Source organism: Sphingopyxis sp. GW821-FHT12F08 (genome assembly GCF_058806755.1).
Window position 1 is genome coordinate 18,765 of sequence record NZ_JBXAQA010000003.1, and the last position, 13,717, is coordinate 32,481.

Consider the following 13,717-nt stretch of genomic DNA (forward strand, 5'->3'; position numbering starts at 1 on the left):
ATATCAGGCGGCGGATGCTTTGCAAGCGAAGGGTCGGTGCTTCCTTGCCGCGCGCCTCGACGGCGCGGCAATCGAGTATGGACCCTGTGCATCGCCATAAGGCTTGCCCCGCTTCCCCGGTCCAGCTAAGGGCGCACTCCGGCCTAGGGGTATAGCTCAGTTGGTAGAGCATCGGTCTCCAAAACCGAGGGTCGCGGGTTCGAGTCCTGCTGCCCCTGCCAGGCCGTCGCATCGTGTCCCGCCGCGTCTTGGGATGTATCGGGTTCTACGCTTGGGCATCCGCGGCAAACCGGGCTTGGCGCGTCCACGATCGTCGCATGACAATCCCGTGGATCATGCAGCTTCCACCGTTCGCGATCAGAACCCCGCGATGCTGAAGCTGGCTTCGGCGCGCAACCCGACGATCAGTGCATCGGCGATGTCCGGGTCGGCCGACGGGCGGCGGACATAGTGGATATTGGGCTGTATCGCGAGCCAGGGGGCGATTTGCGCGCGGTAGGTGGCTTCCACCGCGACTTCGGCCGCCGCCGCGTTCGTCGCGGCGCGGTAGCTGTCCGACGTGAACGCGGCCGATACGGCGATCCCGAACTCGTCCTGCTCGCGGCCGCGCACCCAGCCCCCGAATTTGAGACCGCCGCCAGCGAAACGGTTGAACATATTGAAACGGCCATTGGCAGTGCCAAAGCGGACGAAGCCGTCGACTTTGCCGTTCGGCTGCGCTGCGAGGGGAAATTCGGCGCGGACATAGATGCCCGCATTGCCGGTTCCGAAACCGTTGCCGTCGTTGCGCTCGAAGTCCGCCGTATAGCGCCAGTGTCCGAGCAGCAGCTTGCCGCCCGCGAGCGGCGCTTGAACCTCGCCGACGAGCAGCGCGCCGTCGCCCTTGCCGAGCTTGACCGTGGTGCGGCCCGGATGCGCGGGGTTGCCGGGGACGCCGTCGAGGATCGCGGCGCGGATCGTCCACCCTTCGGCCGGCGTTAGCTGAACGCGCGCTGCGAGCGAGGTCGAGGGGAAGATCGAGGGGCCGTTGCGGCCGCTCTGCGCGAAATCGGTGCCGATGCCGTTGGGGCTGCTGACGAACAGGCCCGCCGCGTCGAGCGCGTCGAATTCGCTGTTGAGGTCGTAGAGTCCGCCGCGCAGCGAGAAGCTGCCGCCGATCTTCTGGTCGATCCATGCTTCGTAGAGACGCAGCGCCCGGGTACCGGTTTCGATATTGCTGACCGCCTGCGTATCGCCGACGAAGTCGCTGATCGACTTGCCATTGTTGTAGAGGCCATAGACATGGACCTGCGCCCCGGTCCATCCGGCCAGTTCTTCCATGTCGGCCTCGAAGACGATGTCGAGATTGTCGAGATAGCGCGCGCCGCGCCGCACGCCGCCCGAGGCATTGCCCATCACCTCGCCGGTATAGGTGAGCTGCAACAACGACGGACCATGCGTCTCGTCGATCTCGCCTGGCGCGTGGGTGTGGCCGTGGGGCAGGTGGCCGTGCGGGCACGGCGCAGGCGCTTCTTCGCTCGCCGCGGCGAGCATCAAGGCGGAGAGCAAAGTCAAAAGCTGACCATGAAGGCGAGGCGGATGCGGTCGAGCCAGTCGGACGGCGACAAGGTTGCGGCATAGGCCGGATCGAGCGGGCGGTAATGATACCACAGCAGGTCGAGCTGGAGGTTCGACGCCGGGACATAGGAAAGCCCGAAGCCGTGGAGGCGGTAATTGGTCGACAGGTCGATATTGTCGTGGCTGAACGCCGCGAGCACCGAATCGACTTCGACCTCGGAGAAATTATAGGCGATGCGGATGTCGCCGGGCTTTGCCGTGCGGCCCGCGGCAAGCTCGAGGTTGAAGGCGGTATCGCCCGGGACCGCAGCGCCGAGGTTGCGGACATAGTCGGCGGTGAAGGCGACCGGCCAGCGCTCCGACGGGCCGGTCCAGCCAAGCGTGCCGATTCCCTCGATCAGGTGGAAGTCCGAGAGATAGCGGCCGCCGGCAAGGAGGTTGCCGCGGAAGTCGCCGGCGTCGGCGCCCGCGATCGAGCCGAGGCGGTAGTGGTAATAGCTGCCCGTCAGCCCGGCTTTGAAATCGGAAGCGAGCGGTGCCGACAGCGCGAGCTGGCCGCCGAGCATGTCGCTGTCGCGCGCGACCGCGGCCTCGTCGATCACGAAATAGATGCCGCGCGCGTCGAGCTTCGCGCCCCCGCCCAACCCCGCGCTATAGGCGGCGGCGACACCTTGCGGCGAGACGTCGCCGTCCCACAGCATGTCGGTGCGCTGGAAGATCTGCGGGAACTTGCCCGCATAGGCGGTGAGCCCGCCGCTGTGATAGCGGATCCACGCCTGATCGAGCGCCACCTGGAAATCGTCTACGAAATTGCCGAGGGTGACGTCGGTGCTGTTCGGATCGTCGGGGTCGCCGGTTGCGATCTGGGTGCCGACCGCGAATGTGTCGCTGACCTTATAGGTCGCGCGCAGGCGGGCGCGGACGGCGGTGCGCGAGCGGTCGCGGCCGCCCGTGAAATTCCATTCCTGCCGCACGCGCATGTCGCCGCCGACGTCGAGGCCGGGGATGCGGAATGCGCCGTCGGCGGTCGCCGGTGCGGAAGCAAGCTGGGGTGCGGCCGGCGCGGCGGGCGCAGCTGGCGTCGGCGTCGCGGGCGGTGCCGGAGGCGGCGGGGCGGGGGCGGTCACCCGCTGCAGAAGGTCGGCCTGCCTGGTGACGAGCGCCTCGAGCTGGTCGATGCGCTGCTGCTGCGCGGCAAGCTGGCGTTCGAGCGCGTCGATGCGGTCGTCCTGCGCGAAAGCGGGCGTGGCGAGCGAGAGCGCCGTTGCGGCGAGAAGTGCGCGACCTGTCTTCATTGTTCGATCCTCCGCTATTCCGTCCCTGGGCGAGGCGCAGCGCTCATGGGGTCGTCACCGACGCGACACCGGCTTTGCCCTCGCGCGCCGGCGCCGGGCCCAGAGCAGCACGCCCGCGACGATCATCGTGATCAGCCACAGGCCGGTCGCGATCGACAGCAGGCGGCCGACCAGTCCCCCCGCCTCGCCGGTGTGGATCGGGAATAGCGCGCTCATGAAGGCGCGCGCCGGTTCGGCCTCGGCGATCGGATAAGTGCCGCGCACCGTGCCATTATTGGCATCGATCAGGACGAGGCTGCCGCCATAGCCGCGGCGGATTTCGCCGGGCGCACGAACGCGGATGCGATAGGTCGCGTCGCCGTCCTCGGGCCAGGCGACCTGCGTCAGGCTGCTGCCGGGGATGGCGGCGAGCGCGGCGGACGCGGCGGTGGCGAAACCGATGGGCGGCCCGGCCGCCGGGTTCGCGGGAATCGACACCGGTTCGGCGCCGATCAGTCCGCCGAAACTATCCTCGAACTTCATGATCGTGCCGGTGGCGGCGATGACCAGCGCCGGGATCACCGCCCACAGCCCGAGCGCTCGGTGCCATGAATAGAGGCGCGCCACGTCCGGCCCGCGCGTCGCCGGCTTGAACGCCAGGCGCCATGTTCCGCGCTTCGGCCAGGCGGCGACGAGCCCGAGGATCAGGTTCGAGCAGAGCAGGACACCGCTGATCGACACGATCCAGCTGCCCCATGATCCAAGGAGGTCGTGGTGGAAGTCGACGAGGAATCCCATGACGCGGGTTTCGTCTTCGCGCGGGGTGTCGAGGACCGTGCCGTCGCCCGCGACGCGGATCGAACGGCTCTCGCCCGCGGCATCTTCGACATAGATATTGTAGCGATCGGGCGCGCCGGCGGTCGTCCAGATCGTGCTGACCTTGCCGCCGCCGCCGGGCGGGGCGAGGGCGTCGACCCGCCGTTCGATCGCGGCTAGATCGGTCGGGCGGTGGATGTCCGAGATCGCGCGATCGGTGATTTCCCAGTGGAAGACGATCAATATGCCGCTGATCGCCTGCAGCAACCAGAAGATCGCGGCGCCGAGGCTCAGCCAGCGATGCGCAGCGAGGAGCGGGCGGCGCAAAGTCGCGCGCGCGGGGGTGACGGGTCCGGTCATGATCGCTGTCTGCCCATTTCAGGAGGTTCCAAAAACATCCACTTTTCCGTGAAGCAAGGGGTCCAGTGGCAGGCGATCAATGACGGCTGCCGCAGCCCCGAAGCAAAGGGCCCGGCTGTCACCAGCCGGGCCAAGGGAACCATTCGTATCGTTGCGATCAGAACTCGACCGTTACCGACGTCTTGAAGGTGCGGGGCTGGCCCTGCACCAGATAGCCGCCGAGCGACGACGACCAATAATTGTCGTTCGCGATATTATCGACGTTGAAGCGGAAGGTGACCGGCGTATCGCCCGCGGCGACGACATAGCGCGCGCCGAGGTCGACGCGGGTCCATGAGGGCAGGTCGAGCGTGTTGGTCAGGTTTACCTGTTGCTTGCCGGTCTGGATCAGGCGGCCGGTCAGTGTCACGCCGGGCAGGAAGCCCAAATCCCATTCGACATTGACGTTCGCGGTATAGTCCGGAACGCCGATCGCATCGCGCCCGTCGGTCGTGCCGCCCTGCGTCCGGCGCTGCTTGGCCTCGGTCAGCGACAGGCCGGCGATGACGCGCAGGCCCTTCACCGGTTCGCCGTCGAGGCTGAACTCGATGCCCTTGTTGCGCTGGACGCCGTTGACCGTGAACTCGTTCTGGCCGCCGCTGTTGATGATCGTCAGCGACTGCGGCTTGTCGGTCTGGAAGACCGCGACCGAGGCGTTGAAATTGCCCAGCGCGACCTTGCCGCCCAGCTCATATTGCTTGGTCTTGAACGGCGGGAAGACTTCGCCGGCGTTGATCGTCCCGGCGGGGGCCACCGGCCCTTGCGCCAGGCCTTCGATGCGGTTCGCATAGATCGAAAACCGCTCGCTCGGGCGGATGACCAGGCCGATCACCGGCGTCGTCGCGCGTTCCTTGTAACGGCTCGTTCGCACGCCGGTGGTGACGTTGTACGACCGGAAGAAGATCGTCTGGCGGCGGAGGCCGAGGGTCAATTCGATCCTGTCGTCCATCACCCCCAGCGTGTCCGACGCGAAGAAGCTGGTCAGGCGGGTGCGGTTCGCCGGGTTCGGATCGGCAAGATTGCCGCCGAGAAAGCCGGCGCCATAGACGGGTTCGGGCACGTCGACCGGATCGAACAGATTGTTCGGCGAGCCGGTGAAGGAGCCGAAGGCAAAGGCGTTGCGGTTGATGTAACGGCTGTGCGAGGCGCCGATGTTGAATTCGTGCGTGATCGGACCCGTCGCGAATTCGCCGCGAATGCCCGCCTGGCCGGCTTCGTTATTGTCGTTGCGCGGGATTTTCGATCCGGTGACGCGGCCGGCGCCGGTCGTTGCGTTGAGCAGCGTGAAGCTCTGGTAATTGCCGCGTTCGGCCGCATCGCGCGCGCCGGCGGCGGCGTAGAACATGAAATCGTCGCTGATGTCATATTCGAACTTCAGGATGCCGAAGATGTCGCGCAGCGTCGTATAGTTCCAGTCCTGGCCATAGTTGAGGTCGGCCTTGGGCGGCTCGGGAATGAAGGCCACGCCCGACAGCTGGACCATCGGGCGCATATGCTGGACCCTGGCGCGCTGGAAGGCGAGGTCGAGCGACAGGCGGGCGCGGTCGCTGCGGAAATCGATGCCGGTGCCGACGACGACCGAGCTGCGATATTCGTCCTCGATCGCGATATCGCCCCAGCGGCCGGCGCTGTTGATCCGGACGCCGAAGGCGCCGTCGCTGCCCATGCGGCGGCCGAAGTCGAAGGCGCCGCCGAAGTGGGCGTCGGACAAATAGGTGGCGGTGACGCGATTGGTGTCCTTGTCCTTGGCGCGCTTCGGCTGAAGGTTGATCGTGCCGCCGAGCGCGGTGCCGCCGGGTGCGGCGCCGAACAGGAACGCACTGGCACCGTTCAGCACCTGCACCTGCTCGTAAAGTTCGGGCGAGACGAGCTGGCGCGGCGTGACGCCGTACAGGCCGTCGATGGCAACGTCCTCGCCAAAGAGCGGGAAGCCGCGGATGACGAACTGTTCGGAGGCGTTGCCGAAGCCGAGCGAGGTGCGGACCGACGGATCATTCTCGAGCACCGCGCCGAGCGACAGCGGCTGCTGGTTCAGGATGAGCGTCTCGCTATACGCCTTGACCGCGAAGGGCACTTCCATCGCGTCCTTTTCGCCGAGCGCGCCGAGCGAGCCGCTGCGGATGACCTGCGTTTCGTTGCTGCGCTGCGCGGTGACGACAATGCTTTCGTCTTCGGTCGCTTCCTGCGCCAGCGCGGGCGCCGCGGCGCCGAGAGCGACGCCCAGAGCGGCGAGGCCGGCTCCGCGAAATATGTTGCGATAGGCAACCATGTGTAATCCCCCAACTGGTGTCCAACTGCCCCTCCGATGCGGCGAGGCGCTGGGCCAACCCGGTACCGGAAATTTCACATTATTGTCGTGCTTGGGTCTTAAAACATCCAGTTTGCTCAGGTGCAGGGGACCAATGCGACGCAATATGACACGCGTCCGCAAGTTCCTTAGCCGTAGCGCTGGCGACCCCCGACGATCGTGCGCAGCACCTTTGCTTTGACAAGCAAATGCGAGTCAATAGCAAAAAAATCGCTATCCCAGACCACCAAATCGGCAACGAAGCCAGGAGCGATGAGGCCCAGCCGTTTTTCGTTGAACCCGGCGTAGGCGCCTTCCTGCGTGTAGCTGTGCATCGCCTGCGCGAGGGTAACGCGTTGCTCGGGGTGCCAGCCTTGGGTGTTTTTCCCGTCGAGGGTTTCGCGGTTGACCGCGGCATCGAGCCCGGTGAGCGGGTCGATCGGTGCCACCGGCCAGTCCGATCCCATGCAGACATGCGCGCCCGACCGGACCAGCGAACCGAAGGCGAAGCTGGTCCTGAGCCGCTCCTCGCCGATGCGGCGCACCGCCCAGCGGCCGTCGTCGATCGCGTGATAGGGCTGGACCGAGGCGATGATGCCCTGCTCCTCGAAGCGCGCGATCGCATGCGGTTTCATATGCTGGGCATGCTCGATGCGAAACCGGCGGTCGCGCGGGCCGTTGACCCTAGCGACCGCGGTCATGGCATCGAGCACGATGTCGTTCGCTTCGTCGCCGATCGCGTGCGCGGTGACCTGCAGCCCCGCCTTGTCGGCGCCCTCGATCCAGCGGCGCAGGTCGGCGGGATCGGTGACGACGATGCCGCGCGTCGCCGGATCGTCGGCATAGGGCTCATAGAAACGCGCGGTGCGCGAGCCGAGCGAGCCGTCGAACACGACCTTGCACGCCCCCCATTGCACCCACGCGTCGCCGCGGCCTTCGGCCTTGATCAGGGCGGCCTGCTTTTCCCAGTCCTTGAGCGGCAGATAGTGCCGGAAGCGCAGCCCGGTTTCGCCCTTGGCGCGCAGGCGCCGCGTCGAGTCGAAGCTGATCGTCTCGAGTTCGGTCGGATGGACCTGCGTCACGCCCTTGCTGAGCGCGAGATCGATGCCCTTGCGCGTCGCGGCGTCGATCTGCTCGTCGGACGGCGTACCGATCGCGCGCAGCACGAGGTCCTTGGCGGCATCCTTGACGATCCCGGTCGGCTCGCCGCTGGCGTCGCGTTCGATCACGCCGCCGGGCACGTCGGGCGTGTTGCGGTCGATGCCCGCGAGCCTGAGCGCCAGCGAATTGAGCAACAGCATGTGCAGGTCGTAACGGATCACCGCGACCGGCGTATCGGGCGTCACCGCGTCGATCCACGATTTGTGCGGCATTTCGCCGCCCCAGCGATCCTGATCCCAATTGCCGCCCTCGAGCCACTGGCCCTTGGGCAGCGCCTTCGCCGCGGCGGCGATCAGCTGTACGAATTCCTGCCGGTTGGCGGCGCCGCGGAGCGATGCCTGCGCCAGCATTTCGGATGCTTTCACGAAATGGACATGTGGGTCGATGAAGCCCGGCGTGACGAAGGCGCCCTGCAGGTCGATGACCTGCGTCCGCTTGCCGCTATGCGCCCGCACTGCGTCGGCCCCGATCGCGACGATGCGGTCGCCCTTGATCCCGATCGCGTCGGTCCGCACCTCGGGGCCGGCGCCGGTCCAGACTTTGGCGTTGATATAGGCGATGTCGAGCTGGTCGCCCGCGCCGGCAAAGGCGGGGCGGGCGACGGCCGCCGCCGCGGTTCCGCCGGCGAAGGCGAGGAGCGTGCGGCGACCCAGCATCATTTGCTCGTCGACTTGCGCGGCGGATTTTCGGCGCGCCATTTGTCGAGACGCGCGAGCCATTTGGCGGCCGAGAGCGGGCCATAGGTCTTGGAATCGGTATGCTCGGCGACGAGTTCGCGGATGTTGACGAAATAGGCGGGGCCGCGGGGCAGGCCGAGTTCCTGGTGCTTCTTCGCCATCGCCGCTTCCTGCTCCGGGGTCGGCTTGATGCCGGTCACCGGTTTGAACAGGATGACGTCGAAATCGGCGCCATTTTCATGGAAGAACAGCTGGGTCGGAGGGAAACCGCCGGCGGCGGAAACCTCGTCGGCCTGCGCGATGCGGCGGATGAATTCTTCCTGCTTGCCGGGGGCGAGCTTGAAGATCTCGAACCAGGCTTCGGGCCACTCGGCCTCGGCGGCGGCCGGCGCGGGTGCCGGGGCTTCCTGGGCGAGCGCCGGGGACAGCGGCAGCGCCGCGGCGGCAAGGACCAATGCGAAACGATATGTCATGATTTCCCTCCTGAACTGTCATCACGATCCGCCTCAACCGTGGATCGGAAAACATCCAACAATCGCGCAAGCGACGGGACCAGTGGTGCCGCGTCTAGCCGGCGGCTTCGCGAAGCGCCGCGAGTGCGGTGCGCGCTTCGTGGCGATTGAGGCTGGCGAAACCGATGCGCAGGCCGCGCGGCGCGTCGTCGCGCGTCATGAACGAGCGCGACGAGGCGAAGCGCAGCCCCATCGCCGCGGCGCGCGCCTCCATCTGGTCGAGGTCGGTGTGCACGCGCAGCCAGAAGGCGAGCCCGCCGTCGGGCATGCGATATTCCACGACGTCGCCCAGCGCCTGATCGATCTCGGCCGCAAAATCCTGCCGCCGCCTGGCATAGATCTGGCGCACCTTGCGCGCATGGCGGCGCAATTCGCCATTGTCGATCAGCTCGGCCGCCGCGTCCTCGGTCAGCGTATTGCCCATGCCGTCGGTCAGCGAAACGCGGTGCGCGATCGCGTCGATCACCGCCGGCGGCGCCGCGACATAGCCTATGCGGAGCGCCGGCAGCAGCAGCTTCGACATCGATCCGACATAGAGCACGAGCCCCGGGCCATAACCCGCCATCGGCAGCAACGGCTGTGACTCGAAGTGAAATTCATGGTCATAGTCGTCTTCGATGATCGCAAAGCCGAACTGGCGCGCGAGTTCGAGCAGGCGCAGGCGGCGTTCGGGGCGCAGCGAGACCGTGGTCGGGAACTGGTGGTGCGGGGTGACGAACACCGCGCGCACGGCGTTGCGGCGGCAGGCCTGCTCGACGGCGTCGATATCGATGCCGTCCTCGTCGAGGTCGACCGGGATGATATTGGCGCCGAGCGCGCGAAAGGCCGCGACCGCGGGTTCATAGGTCAGCGCTTCGACGATCACCGAATCGCCCGGCTGGACCAGCACCTGCGCGGCGAGGAATATGCCGTTCTGGCTGCCGCGGGTGATGCAGATATTCTCCGCCGCGACGGGTAGCCCGCGCTGGCTTTTCAGCATCGTTGCGATCGCTTCGCGCAGCGCCGGCGATCCGCGCGGGTCGCGATATTGAAAGCCGTTTTCGCGCGACGCGCGGTGCGCGGCGACGCGATAGGCGCGGGCGAGCAGTTCGGCGGGGAACAGCCGGCCGTCGGGCGCGCCCTCGTCGATCTTGAGCCCCGGGCCCGCCGGCACCGCGATCGGCCGCGCGGGCGGCGCCGCAAAGCGATAGTCGATGACGGCGTTGCTCATCGTCGCTTCGGCTTCGCCCTGATGGCGCTTCACCGGATCGGGCAGCGCCGCGGCGACCATCGTCCCGCGCGTGCCCGCCGAATCGAGCCAGCCCTGCGCGATCAGATCTTCATAGGCGAGGACGACGGTCTTGCGGTTGACCCCCAATATCTGGGCGAGTTCGCGGCTGCTCGGCAGATAGGTACCCGAGGTTAGCCGGCCGCGTTCGATGTCGCGGATCAACGCCTGGATGATCTGCATATAGATCGGGACGTCGCGCGCGGAATCGATCCGATCCCCGAGGCTGACTTGCCAAGGACGCAGCATTGGACCCCCTATGGTTGGAAAAATGGAATAGGCAGGGAGCCAAGGGTAACGCGAACCTTGCGCCTCCGCAACTGCGGACTGGACCCCCGAACTTTTCTGTTTTGGTGCTTGCTGAAGAGCCAAGGACAGGGAAGAAGACGGTAGCGAAACAAGGTATCGGGGCAGATGGACGGGGCGAACGAACGCATGAAGATGGCGGCAAGCCCGACTGACGACGGCGGCAAGCCGACGCCGTTCGAGCGGTTCACCGGTGCCGACGTCCGCGCGCTGGTCGAAGCCTTTCCGCTCGCCTGGGTCAGCGGCGGCGGCGCGGCGAACCTTCAGGCGAGCTTGCTGCCGCTGATCGGCGTGTTCGACGCCGGGGGCCGGCTGGTCGAACTGATCGGCCATCTGATGCGATCGAACCCGCTCCATGTCGCGCTGCAGGCCGATCCGCGCTCGACGATCCTGTTCACCGGACCCGATGCCTATATCAGCCCGCAACATGCCGGGCGGCGCGACTGGGCGCCGACGTGGAATTATGCGCAGCTGAAGATCGGCGCGACCATCGACTTCGACGACGGGTTCACCGAAATGTCGCTGCAGATCCTGATCGACGCGATGGAGGCGGGGCGTCCCGAACCTTGGGACGTCGACGAACTGGGCGCGCGATATCGGGGCATGCTGCCCCGCATCATCGGGTTCCGGGCGACGGTCACCAGCCTGTCGGGCAAGTTCAAGCTGGGGCAGGACGAGGCGCCGGATACGCTGCATGCGATCCTCGGCGCCTTGCCCGACGCCGAAACCGCGGCGTGGATGCGACGGTTCAACCAGGGACGGTAAACGGGGAGCGTCGATCATGGCGAAGGCACGGTTGATTTTGGTGGCGTTGGCCGCGCTGATGCTGGCGGGTCCCGTCGGCGCGCAGCGCGGCGCACCGGCGCCATGGCAGCAGGATCCTTATCCCAGCCGCTATCGCGCGCCGGCGCCCGACGACATGCTGATCAGGGGCGCCACGATCCTCGACGGCGCCGGCGGACGCATCGACGGCGGCGACATACTGGTGCGCGGGGGCAAGATAGTCGCGGTCGGCAAGGCGCTGGCCAATCCCGGCGTGCGCGAAGTCGATGCTGGGGGCCGCTGGGTCACCCCCGGCGTCATCGACGTGCACAGCCACGACGGCACTTTCGTGCTGCCGCTGACCGCGATCGATCGCGAAGCGTCCGACGTCGCCGAAACGAGCGCGCCCAATGTCGCCGATACCTGGGTCGAAACCGCGGTGAATGCGCAAGACATGGGTTTCGACCGCGCGCTGTCGGCGGGCGTGACGACGATCCAGATCCTGCCGGGCTCGACCCCGATTTTTGCCGGGCGCTCGGTGGTGGTGAAGCCGATCCACGCGCCGACGATCTGGGACATGAAGGCGGTCGGCAACGTCCAGGGCTTCAAGATGGCGTGCGGCGAAAATCCCAAAAGCTGGGGCGCCGACGACGATAATGAGGGCCCCACCAGCCGGCAGGGTGTGATCTCCTATATGCGCCAGTCGTTCCTCGACGCGCAGCGTTACAGACGCGCGGTCGAACAGGCGCGCGCGGGCGCCGTCGCGATGCCGCCGCGCGACCTGAAGCTCGAGGCGCTCGCCGGCATCCTGTCGGGCGACGTGCGGGTGAACCTGCACTGCTATCGCGCCGGCGACATCGCCGCGGTGCTGGCGATGGCGAAGGAATTCGATTTCCGCATCGGCGCGATCCACCATGCCACCGAAGCCTATAAGATCCCCGGGCTGCTGCGCGACGCAGGGACTTGCGCCGCGGTATGGGCCGACTGGTGGGGCTTCAAGATGGAGGCGCAGGACGCGGTGCGTGCCGAAGCGCCGCTGCTCGAGCAGGCGGGGGTGTGCGTGATGATGCATTCGGACTCGCCCGCCGACGGCCAGCGGCTCAACATCGCCGCGGCCAAGGCCGCCGCCGCCGGCCGGCGGATCGGGATCGACATTCCGCCCGAGCGGATGATCAAATGGACGACGAGCAATCCCGCGAAACTGCTCGGCCTCGACAAGCGCGTCGGCACCCTCTCGCCGGGCTATCAGGCCGATGTCGTGCTGTGGTCGGGCAATCCGTTCAGCATCTATACCAAGGCCGATCTCGTCCTGATCGACGGTGCGGTGGCGTGGGATCGCGCGAAACCGCGAAGCGGGCCGGTGTCCGACTTCGAGGTCGGCCGTGGGGGAGTGAGCCAATGAGACTGGCAGCAAGCCTGATCGCGCTGGCGATCGCGATGCCCGTGTCGGCCGAGACGCTCGCCGTCACCCACGCCGAGGCCTGGACGATGGAGGGCGCCGAGCCGGTCCGCGACGCGACGATCCTGATCGAGGACGGGCGCATCGTCTCGGTGACGGCGGCGGGCGGCGTGCCCGCGGGGGCGACGGTCATCGACGCACGGGGCAAGCCGGTCACCCCGGGCCTCGTCAACGCCGCGACGCAGATCGGGTTGGTCGAAGTGTCGGGATCGCCCGACACGCGCGACGATGCCTCGGCCGACGAGCGCGCGCCGGGCTTCGACCCCAGCCGGGCGCTCAACGGCAATTCGACGCTGGTCAGCCTGGCGCGCGCCGACGGCATCACCCGCGCGCTGATCTATCCCTCGCCGTCGCGCGCCGCCCCGATGAGCGGCGAGCCGGCGTTCGCGCGGCTTCGCGACGGGGTCGACATCCTCGATCGCAAGGGGGTCGCGGTCTATGCCGTGATTGGCGGCGGCGCCTGGGACCGGCTCGGAGCGCGCGCGCAGCAATGGGCCGCGCTGCGCAAGCTGCTCGACGACGCCAGGCGCGCCGCCGCCCCGCCGCCCGAAGCCGCAGGCAAGGGCAGGAAGCACAAGGACAAGGGCGAGCGCGGCGGTCCACCGGGCGGCCCCGGCGGCGGTCCGCATGGCGGCGACAATGCGCTGCGCGATGTGATCGCGGGCGCGCTGCCGCTGGCGATCCAGACGCACCGCGAGTCCGACATTCGTCAGGCCGCGGCGCTGACGACCGATTTCGGGATCAAGGTGATCGTCGTCGGCGGCACCGACGCCTGGCGCGCCGCCGATGTGCTTGCGGCGGCGAAGGTCGCAGTGGTCCTCGACCCGCAGGTCAATCTGCCGTTCAATTTCGACCAATTGGGCGCGCGGCAGGACAATGCCGCGATCCTGACCAGGGCCGGCGTGCCGATCGCGATCGGACAGGCAGGTGGGCCGATCCACACGACGTACAATGCGGGCATGGGGCTGCGCGAAGGCGCCGGCATCGCGGTCGCCAACGGGCTGCCCTATATCGACGCGCTGCGCGCGGTGACGGTCAATCCGCTGGCGATCTGGGGCCGCGGCGGCGGCACGCTGAGCGCGGGGGCCGACGCCGACCTCGTCGTCTGGGACGGCGATCCGCTCGAACCGTCGACCAATGCCCTTAGCGTGATCATCGAAGGCCGGCAGGTGTCGAACCGGTCGCGGCAGGACCTGCTGGCGGAACGCTACAAGGATGTGCGCTGATCAAGGGCGCCTGA

Annotated in this window: 10 protein-coding genes and 1 tRNA gene; 4 read left to right on the top strand and 7 right to left on the bottom strand. The window is 67.5% G+C overall.

Annotation, left to right across the window (positions count from 1 at the left end):
* Positions 1–145: 145 nt before the first annotated feature.
* A tRNA-Trp gene (locus AC1RNQ_RS09065) sits at positions 146–221 on the top strand.
* A 136-nt stretch (positions 222–357) separates the two neighbouring features.
* Here AC1RNQ_RS09065 and AC1RNQ_RS09070 read toward each other — a convergent pair.
* The 7 genes from AC1RNQ_RS09070 to pdxR all read right to left on the bottom strand — a co-directional run bounded on the left by AC1RNQ_RS09070 (position 358) and on the right by pdxR (position 10,199).
* Complete coding sequence (locus AC1RNQ_RS09070) at positions 358–1,554, bottom strand: carbohydrate porin (protein ID WP_493170649.1); 1,197 nt, start codon at positions 1,552–1,554, stop codon at positions 358–360.
* Positions 1,551–2,852: a putative porin gene (locus AC1RNQ_RS09075; protein WP_493170651.1), complete on the bottom strand. Its 1,302-nt coding sequence runs from the start codon at positions 2,850–2,852 to the stop codon at positions 1,551–1,553. The genes AC1RNQ_RS09070 and AC1RNQ_RS09075 overlap by 4 nt, the downstream gene beginning before the upstream one ends.
* Positions 2,853–2,906: 54 nt before the next feature.
* A complete protein-coding gene (locus AC1RNQ_RS09080) occupies positions 2,907–4,007 on the bottom strand; it encodes a PepSY-associated TM helix domain-containing protein (protein ID WP_493170653.1) in 1,101 nt (366 codons plus the stop codon).
* A gap of 157 nt (positions 4,008–4,164) precedes the next feature.
* The gene (locus AC1RNQ_RS09085; protein WP_493170655.1) at positions 4,165–6,315 is read right to left on the bottom strand and encodes a TonB-dependent receptor; all 2,151 of its coding nucleotides are present in this window, start codon (positions 6,313–6,315) and stop codon (positions 4,165–4,167) included.
* A gap of 167 nt (positions 6,316–6,482) precedes the next feature.
* Positions 6,483–8,153: an amidohydrolase gene (locus AC1RNQ_RS09090; RefSeq protein WP_493170656.1), complete on the bottom strand. Its 1,671-nt coding sequence runs from the start codon at positions 8,151–8,153 to the stop codon at positions 6,483–6,485.
* A complete protein-coding gene (locus tag AC1RNQ_RS09095) occupies positions 8,150–8,644 on the bottom strand; it encodes a hypothetical protein (RefSeq protein WP_493170657.1) in 495 nt (164 codons plus the stop codon). The genes AC1RNQ_RS09090 and AC1RNQ_RS09095 overlap by 4 nt, the downstream gene beginning before the upstream one ends.
* 94 nt (positions 8,645–8,738) lie before the next feature.
* Complete coding sequence (pdxR, locus tag AC1RNQ_RS09100) at positions 8,739–10,199, bottom strand: MocR-like pyridoxine biosynthesis transcription factor PdxR (protein WP_493170658.1); 1,461 nt, start codon at positions 10,197–10,199, stop codon at positions 8,739–8,741.
* A gap of 165 nt (positions 10,200–10,364) precedes the next feature.
* Here pdxR and AC1RNQ_RS09105 point away from each other — a divergent pair, with 165 nt between their 5' ends.
* The 3 genes from AC1RNQ_RS09105 to AC1RNQ_RS09115 are packed head-to-tail and all read left to right on the top strand — an operon-like array spanning position 10,365 to position 13,703.
* Entirely contained in the window at positions 10,365–11,021 is a 657-nt protein-coding gene (locus tag AC1RNQ_RS09105) for an FMN-binding negative transcriptional regulator (RefSeq protein ID WP_493170659.1), read from the top strand.
* Positions 11,022–11,037: 16 nt separating this feature from the next.
* On the top strand, positions 11,038–12,420 hold the full coding sequence (locus AC1RNQ_RS09110; protein WP_493170661.1) for an amidohydrolase family protein: 1,383 nt from the start codon (positions 11,038–11,040) through the stop codon (positions 12,418–12,420).
* Positions 12,417–13,703: an amidohydrolase family protein gene (locus tag AC1RNQ_RS09115; RefSeq protein WP_493170664.1), complete on the top strand. Its 1,287-nt coding sequence runs from the start codon at positions 12,417–12,419 to the stop codon at positions 13,701–13,703. Before AC1RNQ_RS09110 ends, AC1RNQ_RS09115 begins: the two co-directional genes overlap by 4 nt.
* Positions 13,704–13,717 lie beyond the last annotated feature (14 nt).

What these genes read in the sequence shown, in the direction of transcription:
- AC1RNQ_RS09105 (WP_493170659.1), top strand. Translation starts at nt 10,365, where the DNA reads ATGGACGGGGCGAACGAACGCATGAAGATGGCGGCAAGCCCGACTGAC.
- AC1RNQ_RS09080 (WP_493170653.1), bottom strand. Translation starts at nt 4,007, where the DNA reads ATGACCGGACCCGTCACCCCCGCGCGCGCGACTTTGCGCCGCCCGCTC.
- pdxR (WP_493170658.1), bottom strand. Translation starts at nt 10,199, where the DNA reads ATGCTGCGTCCTTGGCAAGTCAGCCTCGGGGATCGGATCGATTCCGCG.
- AC1RNQ_RS09110 (WP_493170661.1), top strand. Translation starts at nt 11,038, where the DNA reads ATGGCGAAGGCACGGTTGATTTTGGTGGCGTTGGCCGCGCTGATGCTG.
- AC1RNQ_RS09090 (WP_493170656.1), bottom strand. Translation starts at nt 8,153, where the DNA reads ATGATGCTGGGTCGCCGCACGCTCCTCGCCTTCGCCGGCGGAACCGCG.
- AC1RNQ_RS09115 (WP_493170664.1), top strand. Translation starts at nt 12,417, where the DNA reads ATGAGACTGGCAGCAAGCCTGATCGCGCTGGCGATCGCGATGCCCGTG.
- AC1RNQ_RS09095 (WP_493170657.1), bottom strand. Translation starts at nt 8,644, where the DNA reads ATGACATATCGTTTCGCATTGGTCCTTGCCGCCGCGGCGCTGCCGCTG.
- AC1RNQ_RS09085 (WP_493170655.1), bottom strand. Translation starts at nt 6,315, where the DNA reads ATGGTTGCCTATCGCAACATATTTCGCGGAGCCGGCCTCGCCGCTCTG.
- AC1RNQ_RS09075 (WP_493170651.1), bottom strand. Translation starts at nt 2,852, where the DNA reads ATGAAGACAGGTCGCGCACTTCTCGCCGCAACGGCGCTCTCGCTCGCC.